Origin of the sequence: Pseudomonas sp. MM213 (assembly GCF_020423045.1) — a bacterium.
GTDB classification, from domain to species: domain Bacteria; phylum Pseudomonadota; class Gammaproteobacteria; order Pseudomonadales; family Pseudomonadaceae; genus Aquipseudomonas; species Aquipseudomonas migulae.
In genome coordinates, this window is the sequence record NZ_CP081943.1 from 5,934,263 (window position 1) to 5,949,083 (window position 14,821).

Consider the following 14,821-nt stretch of genomic DNA (forward strand, 5'->3'; position numbering starts at 1 on the left):
GGCGGCTTTTTATTGCCTGTCTGGTACAAACGTATCAATTGGTTACTTTTGAAATGAGAGAGGAATTCCTGTCGTGAACCGTGCAATGGCTCAAGAAGGTGCAGCGGGTATCGCCACTGCGGTCGCTGAAAGTGTTCAGTACCAGGGCCGCAAGGCCAGCCGTCAGGGCAGCGAGCAGCGTCGACAGGAGATTCTCGATGCGGCCATGCGCATTGTCGTGCGCGATGGCGTGCGGGCCGTGCGTCACCGTGCGGTTGCCGCAGAAGCGGGTGTGCCACTGTCGGCCACCACTTACTATTTCAAGGACATCGATGACTTGCTCACCGATACCTTTGCCCAATATGTGGAACGCAGCGCGGCGTTCATGGCCAAGTTGTGGGTGAACAATGAAGGGTTGCTGCGCGAGATGGTCGTCAGCGGCGACGGCAGCCCCGAGTCGCGCTCGCAACTGGCGGACGACATTGCACGGTTGATGGCGGACTATGTTCACCGGCAACTGATCAACCGTCGCGAACACCTGATGGCCGAACAGGCGTTCCGTCAGGAAGCGCTGCTGAACCCGCGCCTGGCGGAGCTGGTGCGCTCGCATCAGCAGATTCTCCTGCAGGGTACGTGTCAGCTTTTCCAGGTTTTGGGTTCCCGTGAACCACACCAGGATGCCAAAGTGTTGACGGCGATTATCGGACGGATGGAATATCAGGGGCTGCTCAACGACGCCGAGCCTGACGCCGAAGCTGAAATGCTCGGTATCCTGACGCGGTATATGCACTTGGTACTGGCGTCGGTGTGATCCTGCGATGAACCTGTAGGAGCGAGGCTTGCCCGCGAAGGCGATTTAACATTCAACAGATGATGTGTTGACTGACGCATCGCCTTCGCGGGCAAGCCACGCTCCTACAGGGACAGTGAGCAATCGGGGGACTGTGTTCATAGGGAGTATTGAATGAAAGCCTGGCGCGTCGTTGTGATCGCCTTGTCGATCCTGCTGCTCAGTGGCTGTCTGGTGACCTTCAGGGAGCCATTGCCCACGAGCGACCCCGCGCCCAAAGGATTACTCGGCAAATGGACCAGCACCAACGCCTGGGGCGAGCCGCTGAATCTGGAGCTGACGCGCATCGGCGACAATCGCTATCAGGCGGTCAGCTACTTCAAGGCCAAACCCAAGGAACGCGAAGCCTATCCCTTCACCGTCTCGCGCCATGGCAACCGTTGGTACCTGTCGGCAAAAGTCCCGGCGCAGTTTGGCGGGCATTTCACCATTGCCGGTTTCGAACTCACCGACAAGCATGAACTGGTGGTCTACAACCTCGACCTCGAGCAGATCAACCAGGCCCTGGGGCAAAAAATCCTCAGCGGCGAAGGTTTCCAGACCGACGACGGTGACGGCGTGCTGATCAACACACGCATGGACCAGGTCTTCGCTTACCTCGACGATCCGGCCAATTCCGATGTCTTCGTCGAAGCCGTGCGCTATCAGCGCCTGGCCAAAGCCAAATAAACCCAGCACATAACGGTTTTTCTACAGGAGTTTCGGGTGGACGATTACCAGCAGACGATACGCATGTTGTCCGATCGCATTGTGCTGGCGCAGACGCCGATTCGCGTCCTGGATGCAGTGAAGTGGGACGACAGCATCCGCAAGGGTTTCCTCAAGGCCAAGGGCAAGGAAATGCCGGCGGTGGACCGTGATTACTACCTGAACCGGCCGCTGTCCTTCGACTCCAGCAAAGTGAAACTGGAATTCCAGAACATCGAGCGCGACATCACCCGTCAGCTTGGCCAGTTCAACCCGGTCGGCCAGATCATGCGGCGCATGTGCAAGGAATACCGGATGGTGGTGCGCATGCTTGAAGCGCGCGGCACCGAGGATTTCGGCCTGATTTCCCAAGAGTTGTATGGCGCGGCATCCGATGCGTTTCACGCCGGTGACCCGACCCTGTCCGACCTCGGCCTGATGCTCTCCGACTATCTGAATAACATCGATGGCCGTGGTGACCTGAAGGACGAGCCGAAAATCCTCACCGCCAAGGACGCCGTGCATCTGTTGCAGACCCGGCTGAGCAAAGTGTTTGGCGAGGCCGAGGAAACCATTCGGGTGTTCGAGTCCGACGGCATCGTAGCCGATGCGGCGGCAGGCGCCGACTACATCAAGATCCGCACCGACGCGATGTTCAACGAGCGCGATGTGCGTGCGCTGGAAGTCCACGAAGGGCTGGTGCATGTCGGCACTACGCTCAACGGTCTGAACCAGCCGATCTGCACTTTCCTGTCCAAGGGGCCGCCCTCGTCGACGGTGACCCAGGAAGGGCTGGCGATCCTGATGGAAATCATCACCTTCGCCTCCTACCCGAGCCGCCTGCGCAAACTGACCAACCGCACCCGCGCCATTCACATGGTGGAGGAGGGCGCGGACTTCCTGCAGATCTTCGAGTTCTTCCGCGAGCAGGGCTTTGAAATGGCGGAAAGCTACGGCAACGCCAGTCGGGTTTTCCGTGGTTCGGTGCCGAATGGTCTGCCATTTACCAAAGACTTGTCCTACCTCAAGGGCTTTATCATGGTTTACAACTACATTCAGTTGGCCGTGCGTAAAGGCAAGCTTGAGCAAGTGCCGCTGCTGTTTTGCGGCAAGACCACGCTGGAAGACATGCGCACCTTGCGCCAGTTGGTCGATGAAGGCTTGGTGGTACCGCCGAAATACCTGCCGGAACAGTTCCGTGACATGAACGCGCTGTCGGCGTGGATGTGCTTCTCCAACTTCCTGAACCACCTGAGCCTGGACCGGATCGAAGCGGATTACTCCAACATTTTGTAATCACCGCATACCTTGTAGGAGCGAGGCTTGCCCGCGAAGGCGTTGTGTCAGTCAACATGCCTGTTGAATGTTATACCGCCTTCGCGGGCAAGCCTCGCTCCTACAGGACTTGCTATCAATCCTAAAAGCGAGGTTTCAACGGATGAGAATCCTCGGCATCCTCTTCCTGCTTCTAACCCTCGGCGGGTGCAGCTCTTTGCTGTTCTACCCCGAGCCCGGACAGTTGTTCACCCCGGAAAAAGCTAAACTCGAATACCGCGACGTCACCCTCACCACGGCCGATGGCCTCAAGCTGCATGGCTGGTGGCTGCCGGCGAAAAAAGGCGTCGAAGTCAAAGGCACGGTGCTGCACCTGCACGGCAACGGCGGCAATCTGCCGATGCATCTGGGTGGCAGCTGGTGGTTGCCGGAGGAAGGCTATCAAGTGCTGCTGATCGATTATCGCGGTTACGGTTTGTCCGAAGGCGAACCGAGTTTGCCGGCGATCTATCAGGACATCGACGCCGCGTTCAAATGGCTCGACCAGGCGCCGGAGGTCAAAGGCAAACCGTTAATCCTGCTCGGGCAAAGTCTGGGCGGCTCAATGGCCGTGCATTACCTGGTTCAGCATCCCGAACGCCAGAAACAACTCAAGGCCTTCGTCCTCGATGGCGTGCCCGCCAGTTATCGCAGCATCGGCCAATTCGCCTTGAGCAATTCCTGGCTGACATGGGCGTTCCAGGTGCCGCTTTCGTGGCTGGTGCCGGACGGTGACAGTGCGATTCACTCGATGACGCAGCTCAACGACGTGCCGAAACTGATCTATCACAGCATCGACGATCCGATCGTGCCCCTTTCCAACGGCATCCGTCTGTATCAAGCTGCGCCGCCGCCGCGAGTGCTGCAACTGACCCGTGGCGGTCATGTGCAGACGTTTGCCGACCCGGTCTGGCGCAAGGTCATGCTGCGATACCTTGATGACCCGCAGCATTTCAACGGTCTGCGCCGCTTGGGTGAAATTCCCAACTACCCGGCACCCCCGAATTCAGAAGATGAACCACCAGAGAGTCCGCAATGAGTGAAGAACGTAACGCCATCCCGCTGATCATCACCGGTATCTGCAGCATCCTCGGCACCGTCGGGGCCCTGTGGTACTACGGTTACCTGCACTTCGCCAAACCCGAAGATGCGCTGCTGCTCAGCGACTTCACCATGCTCAAGACCGTGCCGGGCGAAGATTACAAAGTCTCCCTGGAACCGGCTCCACAAGTGGCCCAGTGCATCGATGGCGTGCTGGTGATGTTCGACACCGAACAGAAAGGCCTGACCGGCGTATTGGTCAACAACAAGAAAAAAGCCGTGCGCTGCATGGGCCAGGAAACCCCGCAGAAGCTGGAGCAGTAACTGTAACGCGGTTAAATCACACAGACCGCGTTGCCTTCATCGCCAGCAAGCCGGCTCCTACAGGTTTGCGTTGATCCTGTAGGAGCCGGCTTGCTGGCGATGGACGCGACGCGGTGTTCTGCCAAACCGCGAAAACAAAAAAGCCCCGCCTGATCCGATCAGGCGGGGCTTTTGCGTTCAGGCATGAAGCTTAGTTGGCGCTCACCGCCGAACGCGGGATCACCGGCTGGTTGTCGTTGGAGATGGTCACTTCTACACGGCGGTTCATGGCACGACCCGAAGCGTCGCCGTTTTCCGCAACCGGGTATTCCTTGCCATAACCCTGGGCAACGATGCGCGCAGGATCAACGCCCATTTTCACCAGTGCCGTGCGCACGGAACCGGCGCGACGCTCGGACAGCGACTGGTTGTGCGACGCCGTGCCGGTGCTGTCGGTGTAGCCTTCGACGATCACTTTGCGGTCCGGGTTTTCCTGAAGGAACTGCGCCAGTTTGTTGATGTTCGCCAGGCCGCTGGACTTCAGGTCGGCACGGTCGGTTGCGAACAACACATCACCAAAGGTTACCAGCGTACCGCGATCGGTCTGCTTGGCGTTCAGGCTGTCCTGCAACTGTTTGATCTGCGCGTCGCGAGCATCCAGACGTGCCTGGGCGCGCTGTGCGGCAGCGTTCTTCAGATTGGCTTCAGCGGTGCGCAGGGCGATGGTTTGCTTCGCCACTTCAACACGCTGATTGGTCAGGTAGGCCAGTTGATCGACCTCGTTCGCGTCTCGCTTGTCCAGATAGGCCTTGTCGGCCTTGTCCAGATAATCGCTGGCGTCCTTGGTTTCCAGCGCCGCGACTTTGCTCGCCTGTGGGTTGGCTTGCAGGCCGCTGTAGTTGGTGCGGGCCTGTTCCAGGTTCGCATTAGGCGGCGTGGAGCAGGCAGCCAGTGCAACGCTTGCGGCCAGCAGGGCAGGGATCATCAATTGATTGCGCATGTGGGTATCGTCCTTTTAAGTCGAGTAAGAAGTACGTCGTGGCGGCGCTTATTGCACGGTGCGCCGGCTTTCTTGACGCAGTTCCTGAACCCCTATCCGAGAGTCCTTCACGGCCTGTTCGGCTTTAATCGCCTGGGCTTTGCGTTCGGCGACGCGCGCGTCCCACTCGGCCTGTTCGGCGAGCACTCGGGCTTCGTCGTACTTTTTGTCGTGCATCGCGATTTCGGCTTGTTTGAGCTTGTCCTGGGCTGACTTCATCTCAACCGCCGAGAATTCGGTGCCGCCCGCGCTGACGGCGCTGTTCACGGCCGATTGGGTCACGGCGTATTGCTCAGTCGGTGGGTTACCGGCGCAACCGGCCAGAACGAAGCTGCTGCCGATGGCCAGGGCGGCCAGTTTCAGGCTGCGCAGGGGGGTGGAAGCGGGCTTGGCAGTGTTGATCTTCATGGTCTTCAACTCCATTGGAATAACTCCTGAAAAACTGAACATCCATCCTGGGCAAGGAGCCGCAACCATCAATTTCCGAAGCGTTTTGAAACGGCCGTCCCAGGCGTGGTTACTGGTTACGACCCGAGGCATTTTTTAAAAGTTCAGAGAATATGGCCTGTCGCCCGAAAAAACTTTGACCGAACGGACAAGGCTCTAAATCGGGAACTTTGGCGATAGGAGGGGGTATTCCAAGGGCGGAAACACGCAATTGTTGAAAGTCACGCAGGTCAAATGTGGGAGCGAGCCTGCTCGCGATGGCGGCTTAACATTCAACATTGATGTTGCCTGACACACCGCTATCGCGAGCAAGCTCGCTCCCACAGGTTCTGCGGTGAATTCAGTGTTTCTGCTTGTCCTCACCAGACGACAAATCATGCAAATGCCGCCGGGACAACGCGAGAAAACGCGGGGTCGGGCCGATGTCTTCGTACAGTGGATCGCCTTCTTCGTCGGTGGCCACGATGGTCGAGCCTTTCACGTACGGGAAGCTCTTTTCCAGCTCTTCGAGCGCCGCGCCGATCAACTCGCCGAGCAGTTCTTCAGGGTGCCGCTTGGGGTACATCTCGATGATCGCCGCCAAGCGCGCGGCGGCCTCCACATCCAGATGAATCGAGTAGCCGGTGTCGGTCAGGCGACCCTTGGCGTTTTCTTCCCAATGATGGGCAAGCTCGCGGATTTTCATAAAAACCTCATGGCACGCCTGCTCATGGCAGGGCGGGTAAGTGTCCGGCCATGGCCGGCGAAAGCCGTTGTGCGGCTTACTCTTCAGACTAGCTTGCGTGCCCGGGGTTTAAAGTCCCTTCGTCGTGTGCTTGTAAGAAGCGCTTTACGGCGGCACTCTTGAACCACAAGGCACCCCGGATTTTTCGCTGGAGAACGGCTGATGACCGATATTGATGCACGCTTGCGCGAGGATGTTCACCTGTTGGGTGAGCTGTTGGGCAATACCATTCGTGAACAGTACGGGGACGATTTTCTCGACAAGATCGAGCAGATCCGCAAAGGCGCCAAGGCCGACCGTCGCGGTTCGATGGACGCCGAACTGAGCGCCAGCCTCAATCAACTGAGCGAAGACGAGTTGCTGCCGGTGGCGCGGGCGTTCAACCAGTTTCTCAACCTGGCCAACATCGCCGAACAATATCAACTGATCCATCGCCGCGAAGAATCCCAGCCCGCGCCGTTCGAGGCGCGCGTATTGCCGGAGTTGCTAACGCGCCTGCTGGCCGAAGGTCATGCGGCCGAATCCCTGGCACGACAGTTGGGGCGCCTGGAAATCGAACTGGTGTTGACTGCGCACCCGACCGAAGTCGCGCGCCGCACGCTGATCCAGAAATACGACGCCATCGCCGCGCAACTTGCCGCTCAGGATCACCGCGACCTGACCAGCGCCGAGCGCGAGCAGATTCAATCGAAATTGCAGCGCCTGATCGCTGAAGCCTGGCACACCGAAGAAATCCGTCGCACCCGCCCGACCCCGGTGGACGAAGCCAAATGGGGCTTCGCGGTTATCGAACATTCGCTGTGGCAAGCGATCCCGAACTATTTGCGCAAGGCCGATAAAGCCCTGCATGACGCCACCGGCCTGCATTTGCCGCTGGAAGCCGCGCCGATTCGCTTTGCTTCGTGGATGGGCGGCGACCGCGATGGCAACCCCAACGTCACGGCTGCCGTGACCCGTGAGGTGTTGCTGCTGGCACGCTGGATGGCCGCCGATCTGTACGTGCGCGATGTCGATCACCTCGCCGCCGAGCTGTCGATGCAACAGGCCAACGACGCGCTGAAAGCCAAGGCAGGCGACAGCGCCGAACCCTATCGTGCCGTCCTTAAACAGCTGCGCGAACGCCTGCGCGCCACTCGAAGCTGGGCCCACACTTCCTTGACGACCGCCACGCCGGCCCCCGCCGATGTGCTGCAAAACAACCGCGATTTGCTCGACCCGCTGGAGCTCTGCTACCAGTCGCTGCATGAGTGCGGCATGGGCGTGATCGCTGATGGGCCGCTGCTCGATTGCCTGCGCCGTGCGGTGACCTTCGGCTTGTTCCTGGTGCGCCTCGATGTGCGTCAGGACTCGTCCCGTCACACGGCGGCGATGACGGAAATCACCGATTACCTCGGCCTCGGTCGCTACGAAGACTGGAGCGAAGAGGAGCGCATCGCCTTCCTGATGCGCGAGTTGAACAACCGTCGGCCGTTGTTGCCGACTTACTTCAAACCCTCCGCCGACACCGCTGAAGTGCTCGCCACGTGCCGGGAAATCGCCGCCGCGCCGGGCGCTTCGCTTGGTTCGTATGTAATCTCCATGGCCGGCGCCGCTTCCGACGTGCTGGCTGTGCAACTGCTGCTCAAAGAGTCTGGTGTTTTGCGGCCGATGCGCGTGGTGCCGCTGTTCGAAACCCTTGCCGACCTTGATAACGCCGGCCCGGTGATTGAAAAACTGTTGCTGCTGCCGGGTTATCGCGCGCGCCTGCAAGGCCCGCAGGAAGTGATGATCGGCTATTCCGACTCAGCCAAGGACGCCGGCACCACGGCGGCAGCCTGGGCGCAATATCGGGCGCAGGAGCGTCTGGTCGACATCTGCCGCGAGCAGCAAGTGGAACTGCTGTTGTTCCACGGTCGCGGTGGCACCGTGGGGCGTGGTGGCGGTCCGGCGCACGCGGCGATTCTGTCGCAGCCGCCGGGCTCGGTGGCGGGGCGTTTCCGCACCACCGAGCAGGGGGAAATGATTCGTTTCAAATTCGGCCTGCCGGACATCGCCGAGCAAAATCTCAACCTGTACCTGGCGGCGGTGCTGGAGGCGACGTTGTTGCCACCGCCACCACCGCAACCCGCCTGGCGCCATTTGATGGACGAATTGGCGGCAGACGGTGTCAGTGCTTACCGCGCCGTGGTGCGGGAAAATCCGCAATTCGTCGAGTATTTCCGCCAGTCCACCCCGGAGCAGGAGTTGGGGCGCCTGCCACTGGGCAGTCGCCCGGCCAAGCGCCGCGCCGGCGGGATCGAAAGCCTGCGGGCGATCCCGTGGATCTTCGGTTGGACCCAGACACGCTTGATGTTGCCGGCCTGGCTCGGCTGGGAAGCCGCGTTAAGCAAGGCGCTGGCGCGCGGCGAAGGCGAGCTGCTGGGGCAAATGCGCGAGCAGTGGCCGTTCTTTCGTACGCGCATCGACATGCTGGAGATGGTCCTGGCCAAGGCCGACGCGGATATTGCCCGCTCCTACGATGAGCGGCTGGTCGAGCCGGATCTGCTGCCTTTGGGTGCGCACTTACGCGACCTATTGTCGCAGGCGTGTTCGATTGTTCTGGGGTTGACCGGTCAGTCGCAGCTACTGGCACATAGCCCAGCTACCCTCGAATTCATCCGCTTGCGCAACACCTACCTCGACCCGCTTCATCTATTGCAGGCGGAGTTGCTGGCACGTTCGCGCCTGCAGGAAGTGGCGCAGGGCAGCCCGGTAGAACAGGCGTTGCTGGTGTCTGTGGCGGGGATTGCCGCCGGTTTGCGAAATACCGGCTAAGGTTTTCGTCGTGGGTTCGGGCACTCGACGCGGGCGTCGAGTGCCGGTTTGCGCGGGGTTGGAAAGTGCTGCAAGGCGACACTTAATGATGGGGTTGCGACTTGGGGTACCCCGTTGCAAGGTCACGCAAGGCGCGGGTTTCTCCGACTTTCGACGGCTTGTGTGCGTAGGATCTGCTGTGTATCTTGATCAGCCTTTGGCCGTTTGGGCGGTCACGACCCTGTTTTGAGATTGGCCCCACGAGGCGAATCCTTTGTTATCTATATAAAAATTGAGGAGCACATCGATGCGCGTCATTCTGCTGGGAGCTCCCGGGGCCGGTAAAGGTACTCAGGCTAAGTTCATCACCGAAAAGTTCGGCATCCCGCAAATCTCCACCGGCGACATGCTGCGTGCTGCGGTCAAGGCCGGCACCGAGCTGGGCCTGATCGCCAAGAGCGTCATGGACAGCGGTGGCCTGGTTTCCGATGACCTGATCATCAATCTGGTCAAGGAACGCATCAGCCAGGCGGATTGCGCCAACGGTTTCCTGTTCGACGGTTTCCCGCGCACCATTCCTCAGGCTGAAGCCCTGGTGAAGGCCGGCGTCGAGCTGGACCACGTGGTCGAAATCGCGGTCGATGACGAAGAAATCGTTCAGCGTATTGCTGGTCGTCGTGTTCACGAGGCCAGCGGCCGCGTGTACCACACCGTCTACAACCCGCCAAAAATTGCTGGTAAAGACGACATCACCGGTGAAGATCTGGTGCAGCGCAAGGACGACACTGAAGAAACCGTGCGTCATCGCCTGTCGGTCTACCACTCGCAGACCAAGCCACTGGTGGATTTCTACCAGAAGCTGTCGGCGGCTCAAGGCAAACCGAAGTACAGCCACATTGCTGGCGTCGGTTCGGTTGAAGCGATCACCGGCAAGGTGCTTGAAGCGCTGAGCTGAAAAGTCTGAACCGCTTCATCTTCTACGGCCCGCTTGCGGGCCGTAGTTGTTTATACTGGCGCACTTTTTCTGACCTCTCTTACGGAAACATCGATGAGCACCTTGCTGGCCCTGGACACCGCGACTGAAGCTTGCTCCGTTGCCTTGCTGCATGACGGCAAAGTGACGAGCCATTACGAGGTGATCCCGCGCCTGCATGCGCAGAAGCTGTTGCCGATGATCCAGCAATTGCTCGCCGATGCCGGGACCACCTTGCAAGCGGTCGATGCCATCGCTTTTGGCCGTGGGCCGGGCGCATTCACTGGCGTGCGTATCGCCATCGGCGTGGTACAGGGCCTGGCGTTTGCCCTGGATCGCCCGGTCCTGCCGGTGTCGAACCTGGCGGTGCTGGCGCAGCGGGCGTATCGCGAACACGGTGTGAGCCAGGTCGCGGCCGCCATCGATGCGCGCATGGATGAAGTGTATTGGGGCTGCTACCGCGAAACGGTGGGTGAGATGCGTCTGGTCGGCAACGAAGCCGTGCTGCCGCCGGAAGTGGCGGCGTTGCCGGCGGATGCCAGCGGTGACTGGTTTGGCGCCGGCACCGGTTGGGGTTATGCCGATCGCATCGCCGTCAGCCTGAGCGGTCAGGACGCAGGCATGCTGCCTCACGCCGAAGACCTGCTGACCCTGGCGCGATTTGCCTGGGAACGGGGTGAAGCGATTGTGGCGGACGAGGCGCAGCCGGTTTATCTGCGGGACAAGGTTGCGACGCCCAAGGCGCGTTAATCAGCGATACCGAGTTGTCTCCTTCGCGGGCAAGCCTCGCTCCTACAGGGTTTGCGCGGCCCCTGTAGGAGCGAGCGGTGCGGCGGTCCGACTTGCCCGCGAAGGCGATTTAGGGGATGTAACCAATCGTCGTTTTATCCCCCCGCCTTTAAACCTTTTCGCAATTCTGTGTTCTAGTTATCACCAAGCGGTTTGCGAAGTGGGCTATGCGCCACTAAACTGCCATCACTGATACCGAGCATGACATTATGCGCATAGACGGCCTTTCCTCTCAGTCCTACCCCATCAAGCGCAAGCCTCGCAAAGGGCATGTGGTTGAGGACGATTCCGTCGATATCGAGGGCGAGCTGGAGTTCCCTTCGGAAGAGCAAATGGCCGCCCGCGCCGCCAAAGCCTCCGCGCAACGCCTGAGCAATCTACCGGCGCGCCAACAAGACATGATTTACCACCGCGCCATGAGCAAAAGCGTCGCGATGGCCCTGGCCAGCTACCTCAGCACCGCCAATTTTGTCGATTGGGATTCGGATGTGATGGGTCTCGACCTGTATATCTGATGCGGCTGCCTTACTACCTTGGCTGCCCGTCCTGGAGTGAAAACGCCTGGCGCGATTATCTTTATCCGCAAGACGCGAAAACCTCCGAATTTCTCAATCTGTATTCTCAAGTGTTCAACGCCGTGGAAGGCAACACGACCTTCTACGCGAGCCCGGCTGCCAGCACCGTGCAGCGTTGGGCCGAGACCATGCCCGAACACTTTCGCTTCACCGCCAAATTTCCCGGCGACATCAGCCACGGCGGTGACCTGCGCGAACAATTGACCGCCACCGAAACCTTCCTGCAATTGCTCAGCCCTTTGGGGGAGCGGGTGTCGCCGCTGTGGTTGCAGTTGTCGAAAAGCTTCACGCCGCAACGATTGCACGAGCTGGCGGGTTTTATCGACGCAGTGGACCGGCCGCTGGCCATCGAAGTGCGGCATGACGATTTCTTCGCCAAGGGTGAGGCCGAGCGCTCGCTCAATCGCCTGCTGCTGGATCGCGGGGTCGAACGCATCTGCCTCGATCCGCGGGCGTTGTTCAGTTGCACGTCCACCGATCCTTCGGTGCTCCACGCCCAATCGAAGAAACCCAGGGTTCCGCCACGTCCGGCGGCCTTCACGCAATTCCCGCAAGTGCGCTTCATTGGCCATCCGCAACTGGAAGCCAACGACCCGTTCCTGGTGCCCTGGGTCGAGAAAATCGCCCTGTGGATCGAAGAGGGGCGCACGCCGTATATCTTTCTGCACACCGCCGACAACCTGCTGGCGGCGAAACTGGCGCAACGTTTTCACGCAAAGCTGATGCTGCGTTTACCTGGCTTGCCGCCGCTGCCTGAGCTATACAGAGAGCCCGCCGCCGAGCAACTTGGCCTGCTCTGAGGCGGATTCCCTGCCTTTTTCAGGAGCCTGCCAATGGATGCGCAAACCCTTCGAGCCCAAGCCTTCAAAGCACTGCATGAACGCGCCGGGGCTTTTGTCATTCCCAACCCGTGGGACGCCGGCTCGGCGAAAATGCTCGCCAACCTGGGCTTCGAGGCGCTGGCGACCACCAGTGCCGGTTTTGCCTTTTCTCAGGGGCGACCCGATGGCGGGCTGACGCTGGACGATACCCTGGCGAACGTTCGGGCGATTGTCGCGGCGACGGACCTGCCGGTTGCGGTCGATCTGGAAAACGGTTTTGCCGACGATCCCGCCGAATGCGCCCAAAGCATTCTGCGAGCCGCTGCAGCAGGCGCTGTCGGTGGTTCGATCGAAGACGCCACGGGACGTGCAGACGCGCCGATTTACTGCTTCGAGCATGCAGTGGCGCGAATCGAAGCCGCCGTCGCCGCCGCCCGCAGTTTGCCGTTCCCGTTCACGCTGACGGCCCGGGCCGAGAATTTTCTGCATGGCAATCCCGATCTGGACGACACCATTCGCCGCTTGCAGGCCTTTGCCGAAGCGGGCGCCGACGTGCTCTATGCGCCGGGATTGCGCAGTGCTGAAGACGTGTTGGCGGTGGTGCGCGCCGTGGCGCCGAAACCGGTCAATGTGTTGATGTCCGGCGGGTTGAAACTGACGGTCGAGCAGTTGAGCGAAATGGGCGTCAAGCGCATCAGCGTCGGTTCGGCGCTTGCGTTGGCAGCGCTTGGTGAATTCTACCGAGCAGCCGAAGAGATCAAGACCTCGGGCACGTTCGGCTTTACCTCGCGGTCGATGCCGTACGCACAGGCCAATCAATTGTTCAAAGGCTGACAACGCGGTTTTTGCGGGTGATCGCTCACCCGCTACAAGCTGATGCGGCTGCGTGAGGAGAGGGTGTCGCTGAGGGTCAGGCGGCGATGCGCAGGTTCTGCAGCACGATCGGGCGCGCCCAGCCGATATCGAAATCGAAGTTTTTCTGTTGTTCCGCCAGCTCTTCCGGCGGGAACGGCGGGAATGGCTTGTCCAGCAGGTCCATTTCGAATTCGGCGATTGGCAGGTGCAGTGGGCGTGGTTGCGGCGCCGGGCCGGCTTCTGGCACGGGTTGCCCTGCCGTCAGTACGATCGGGCGAACCCAGCCGCTTTCGAAGTTCTGCTGCTTTTGCTGGGCAGCGATTTCTTCCGGTGGGAACGGTGGGAATGGTTTGTCGGCCAGGTCCATTTCGAACTCGGCGATCGGCAGGAACAGCGGCTCGGGTGGCTTGACCTGGGTTTCCTTCACATCGCATTCGCGCTGGGAAACGATGTGCGCCAGCAGTTCGCTGCCAACCGTGGGTTCTTCCGGGCTTTCGAGATCGACCGGTGGAAAGTTGAGAGACGCCGGCACGACATCGCCCGACTGATCGGCCAGGGCCTGGGCAAAGAAATCCTGCCACAGGTGACTGACGCCGCTCAGTGCTTGGGAGTTTCGCAGGCCAAAATCGCCGTGGGGCGAGATGTAACCTATCGATGTGCGTTGAATGTCTGACATTTCTCTCGGTCGACGCTCAGCTCTGGCAAAATGCTCGTTAGCTTTGTTATCGGCCGTTTCTGCCGATCATTAATTTTTTTGAGCGTGTTTTCCCATGATTGAGCAACCGGCGGCTTGCCGCATCCATGTCGAGGCCCTGGGCACGGCTTTTCAGCCACAGGCCGAGCAATGGGCCGAGCGCCTGGGCCTGCCTTTGCAGGTCGATGACGGCGAGTTTGCCTTGCAGGTGGGTGAACAGGGTTTGCAACTGCAACAGCTCGGCCCGGACGCACCGGGACCGGTGCGGGTGGACTTCGTCGAGGGCGGAGCCGCCCATCGCCGCCTGTTCGGCGGTGGCACCGGTCAGATGATCGCCAAGGCGGTCGGCATCGCCCAGGGCGTGCGTCCGCGGGTGCTGGACGCTACGGCGGGGCTGGGCAAGGACGCGTTCGTGCTGGCGAGCCTGGGTTGTGAGATGAGCCTGATCGAACGTCAGCCGCTGATCGGCGCCTTGCTTGAAGATGGCCTGGCACGCGGCGCGGAAGATTTCGACGTGGCGTCGATTGTGGCGCGCATGCGATTGCTCAAGGGCAACTCGATCGAAGTCATGCGCAACTGGGAAGGCGAGCCGCCGCAGGTCATCTACCTCGACCCGATGTTTCCCCATCGTGAGAAAACTGCGCTGGTGAAGAAGGAAATGCGCCTGTTCCGGCCGTTGGTGGGGGATGATCCGGATGCACCGGCGTTGCTCGAAGCGGCGTTGGCATTGGCCAGCCACCGGGTGGTGGTGAAGCGTCCGCGCAAGGCACCGTGCATTGCCGGGCCGAAGCCGAGTCATGCGCTGGACGGGAAATCCAGTCGGTATGACATTTATCCGAAGAAGGCGCTCAAGCCTTAAAACCGAGTCGCGCCCTTCGCGGGCAAGCCTCGCTCCTACAAAAGCACCGCGGCCCCTGTAGGAGCGAGGCTTGCCCGCGAAGAGGCCAAACCAGACAAC

Annotated in this window: 16 protein-coding genes; 12 read left to right on the plus strand and 4 right to left on the minus strand. The window is 60.4% G+C overall.

The genetic code is table 11. From position 1 onward, the window contains the following. The first annotated feature begins 73 nt into the window (after nt 1–73). The 5 genes from K5R88_RS26935 (at nt 74) to K5R88_RS26955 (ending at nt 4,195) form a co-directional block, all read left to right on the plus strand. Entirely contained in the window at nt 74–790 is a 717-nt protein-coding gene (locus K5R88_RS26935) for a TetR/AcrR family transcriptional regulator (RefSeq protein ID WP_223416511.1), read from the plus strand. Between the two features lie 153 nt (nt 791–943). Next, entirely contained in the window at nt 944–1,498 is a 555-nt protein-coding gene (locus K5R88_RS26940) for a hypothetical protein (RefSeq protein WP_008039333.1), read from the plus strand. 63 nt (nt 1,499–1,561) lie between these two features. Beyond that, nucleotides 1,562–2,812, plus strand: a complete 1,251-nt coding sequence (locus K5R88_RS26945) for a flavohemoglobin expression-modulating QEGLA motif protein (RefSeq protein ID WP_177318173.1) — start codon at nt 1,562–1,564, stop codon at nt 2,810–2,812. Nucleotides 2,813–2,954: 142 nt separating this feature from the next. Beyond that, nucleotides 2,955–3,869 carry an alpha/beta hydrolase gene (locus tag K5R88_RS26950; RefSeq protein ID WP_226298689.1) on the plus strand — a complete coding sequence of 305 codons (915 nt, stop codon included), beginning with the start codon at nt 2,955–2,957 and terminating at the stop codon, nt 3,867–3,869. Beyond that, complete coding sequence (locus tag K5R88_RS26955) at nt 3,866–4,195, plus strand: hypothetical protein (protein ID WP_008039335.1); 330 nt, start codon at nt 3,866–3,868, stop codon at nt 4,193–4,195. The genes K5R88_RS26950 and K5R88_RS26955 overlap by 4 nt, the downstream gene beginning before the upstream one ends. A 190-nt stretch (nt 4,196–4,385) precedes the next feature. On the opposite strand, the gene K5R88_RS26960 is transcribed toward K5R88_RS26955, so the two are convergent. From K5R88_RS26960 to K5R88_RS26970, 3 genes are all read right to left on the minus strand, one after another. Beyond that, on the minus strand, nt 4,386–5,174 hold the full coding sequence (locus tag K5R88_RS26960) for an OmpA family protein (RefSeq protein ID WP_008039336.1): 789 nt from the start codon (nt 5,172–5,174) through the stop codon (nt 4,386–4,388). A 48-nt stretch (nt 5,175–5,222) separates the two neighbouring features. After that, a complete protein-coding gene (locus K5R88_RS26965; protein ID WP_192228481.1) occupies nt 5,223–5,636 on the minus strand; it encodes a DUF4398 domain-containing protein in 414 nt (137 codons plus the stop codon). Between the two features lie 364 nt (nt 5,637–6,000). Continuing rightward, a complete protein-coding gene (locus K5R88_RS26970) occupies nt 6,001–6,345 on the minus strand; it encodes a hypothetical protein (protein ID WP_008024664.1) in 345 nt (114 codons plus the stop codon). 201 nt (nt 6,346–6,546) lie between these two features. Between K5R88_RS26970 and ppc the strand changes: the two genes are divergently transcribed. The 6 genes from ppc to K5R88_RS27000 all read left to right on the plus strand — a co-directional run bounded on the left by ppc (nt 6,547) and on the right by K5R88_RS27000 (nt 13,148). Next, a complete protein-coding gene (ppc, locus tag K5R88_RS26975; protein ID WP_226298690.1) occupies nt 6,547–9,177 on the plus strand; it encodes a phosphoenolpyruvate carboxylase in 2,631 nt (876 codons plus the stop codon). A gap of 286 nt (nt 9,178–9,463) precedes the next feature. Continuing rightward, nucleotides 9,464–10,111 (plus strand): adenylate kinase, encoded by a 648-nt coding sequence (adk, locus tag K5R88_RS26980; RefSeq protein ID WP_084321936.1) that lies wholly within the window; start codon nt 9,464–9,466, stop codon nt 10,109–10,111. A 93-nt stretch (nt 10,112–10,204) separates the two neighbouring features. Further along, nucleotides 10,205–10,879 (plus strand): tRNA (adenosine(37)-N6)-threonylcarbamoyltransferase complex dimerization subunit type 1 TsaB, encoded by a 675-nt coding sequence (gene tsaB / locus K5R88_RS26985; protein WP_226298691.1) that lies wholly within the window; start codon nt 10,205–10,207, stop codon nt 10,877–10,879. 248 nt (nt 10,880–11,127) lie between these two features. Then, a complete protein-coding gene (locus K5R88_RS26990; RefSeq protein WP_008035498.1) occupies nt 11,128–11,433 on the plus strand; it encodes a hypothetical protein in 306 nt (101 codons plus the stop codon). Continuing rightward, entirely contained in the window at nt 11,433–12,293 is an 861-nt protein-coding gene (locus K5R88_RS26995) for a DUF72 domain-containing protein (protein ID WP_008039350.1), read from the plus strand. The genes K5R88_RS26990 and K5R88_RS26995 overlap by 1 nt, the downstream gene beginning before the upstream one ends. A 33-nt stretch (nt 12,294–12,326) precedes the next feature. Further along, entirely contained in the window at nt 12,327–13,148 is an 822-nt protein-coding gene (locus K5R88_RS27000) for an isocitrate lyase/PEP mutase family protein (RefSeq protein ID WP_192228484.1), read from the plus strand. Nucleotides 13,149–13,224: 76 nt separating this feature from the next. Here the strand turns inward: K5R88_RS27000 and K5R88_RS27005 are convergent, their stop codons facing one another. Beyond that, the gene (locus tag K5R88_RS27005; RefSeq protein ID WP_008035487.1) at nt 13,225–13,845 is read right to left on the minus strand and encodes a hypothetical protein; all 621 of its coding nucleotides are present in this window, start codon (nt 13,843–13,845) and stop codon (nt 13,225–13,227) included. A 94-nt stretch (nt 13,846–13,939) separates the two neighbouring features. Between K5R88_RS27005 and K5R88_RS27010 the strand changes: the two genes are divergently transcribed. Further along, complete coding sequence (locus K5R88_RS27010; protein ID WP_008035485.1) at nt 13,940–14,722, plus strand: class I SAM-dependent methyltransferase; 783 nt, start codon at nt 13,940–13,942, stop codon at nt 14,720–14,722. Nucleotides 14,723–14,821: the final 99 nt, after the last annotated feature.

What these genes read in the sequence shown, in the direction of transcription:
- K5R88_RS26940 (WP_008039333.1), top strand. Translation starts at nt 944, where the DNA reads ATGAAAGCCTGGCGCGTCGTTGTGATCGCCTTGTCGATCCTGCTGCTC.
- K5R88_RS26945 (WP_177318173.1), top strand. Translation starts at nt 1,562, where the DNA reads ATGTTGTCCGATCGCATTGTGCTGGCGCAGACGCCGATTCGCGTCCTG.
- K5R88_RS26950 (WP_226298689.1), top strand. Translation starts at nt 2,955, where the DNA reads ATGAGAATCCTCGGCATCCTCTTCCTGCTTCTAACCCTCGGCGGGTGC.
- K5R88_RS26955 (WP_008039335.1), top strand. Translation starts at nt 3,866, where the DNA reads ATGAGTGAAGAACGTAACGCCATCCCGCTGATCATCACCGGTATCTGC.
- K5R88_RS26960 (WP_008039336.1), bottom strand. Translation starts at nt 5,174, where the DNA reads ATGCGCAATCAATTGATGATCCCTGCCCTGCTGGCCGCAAGCGTTGCA.
- K5R88_RS26965 (WP_192228481.1), bottom strand. Translation starts at nt 5,636, where the DNA reads ATGGAGTTGAAGACCATGAAGATCAACACTGCCAAGCCCGCTTCCACC.
- K5R88_RS26970 (WP_008024664.1), bottom strand. Translation starts at nt 6,345, where the DNA reads ATGAAAATCCGCGAGCTTGCCCATCATTGGGAAGAAAACGCCAAGGGT.
- ppc (WP_226298690.1), top strand. Translation starts at nt 6,547, where the DNA reads ATGACCGATATTGATGCACGCTTGCGCGAGGATGTTCACCTGTTGGGT.
- adk (WP_084321936.1), top strand. Translation starts at nt 9,464, where the DNA reads ATGCGCGTCATTCTGCTGGGAGCTCCCGGGGCCGGTAAAGGTACTCAG.
- tsaB (WP_226298691.1), top strand. Translation starts at nt 10,205, where the DNA reads ATGAGCACCTTGCTGGCCCTGGACACCGCGACTGAAGCTTGCTCCGTT.
- K5R88_RS26990 (WP_008035498.1), top strand. Translation starts at nt 11,128, where the DNA reads ATGCGCATAGACGGCCTTTCCTCTCAGTCCTACCCCATCAAGCGCAAG.
- K5R88_RS26995 (WP_008039350.1), top strand. Translation starts at nt 11,433, where the DNA reads ATGCGGCTGCCTTACTACCTTGGCTGCCCGTCCTGGAGTGAAAACGCC.
- K5R88_RS27000 (WP_192228484.1), top strand. Translation starts at nt 12,327, where the DNA reads ATGGATGCGCAAACCCTTCGAGCCCAAGCCTTCAAAGCACTGCATGAA.
- K5R88_RS27005 (WP_008035487.1), bottom strand. Translation starts at nt 13,845, where the DNA reads ATGTCAGACATTCAACGCACATCGATAGGTTACATCTCGCCCCACGGC.
- K5R88_RS27010 (WP_008035485.1), top strand. Translation starts at nt 13,940, where the DNA reads ATGATTGAGCAACCGGCGGCTTGCCGCATCCATGTCGAGGCCCTGGGC.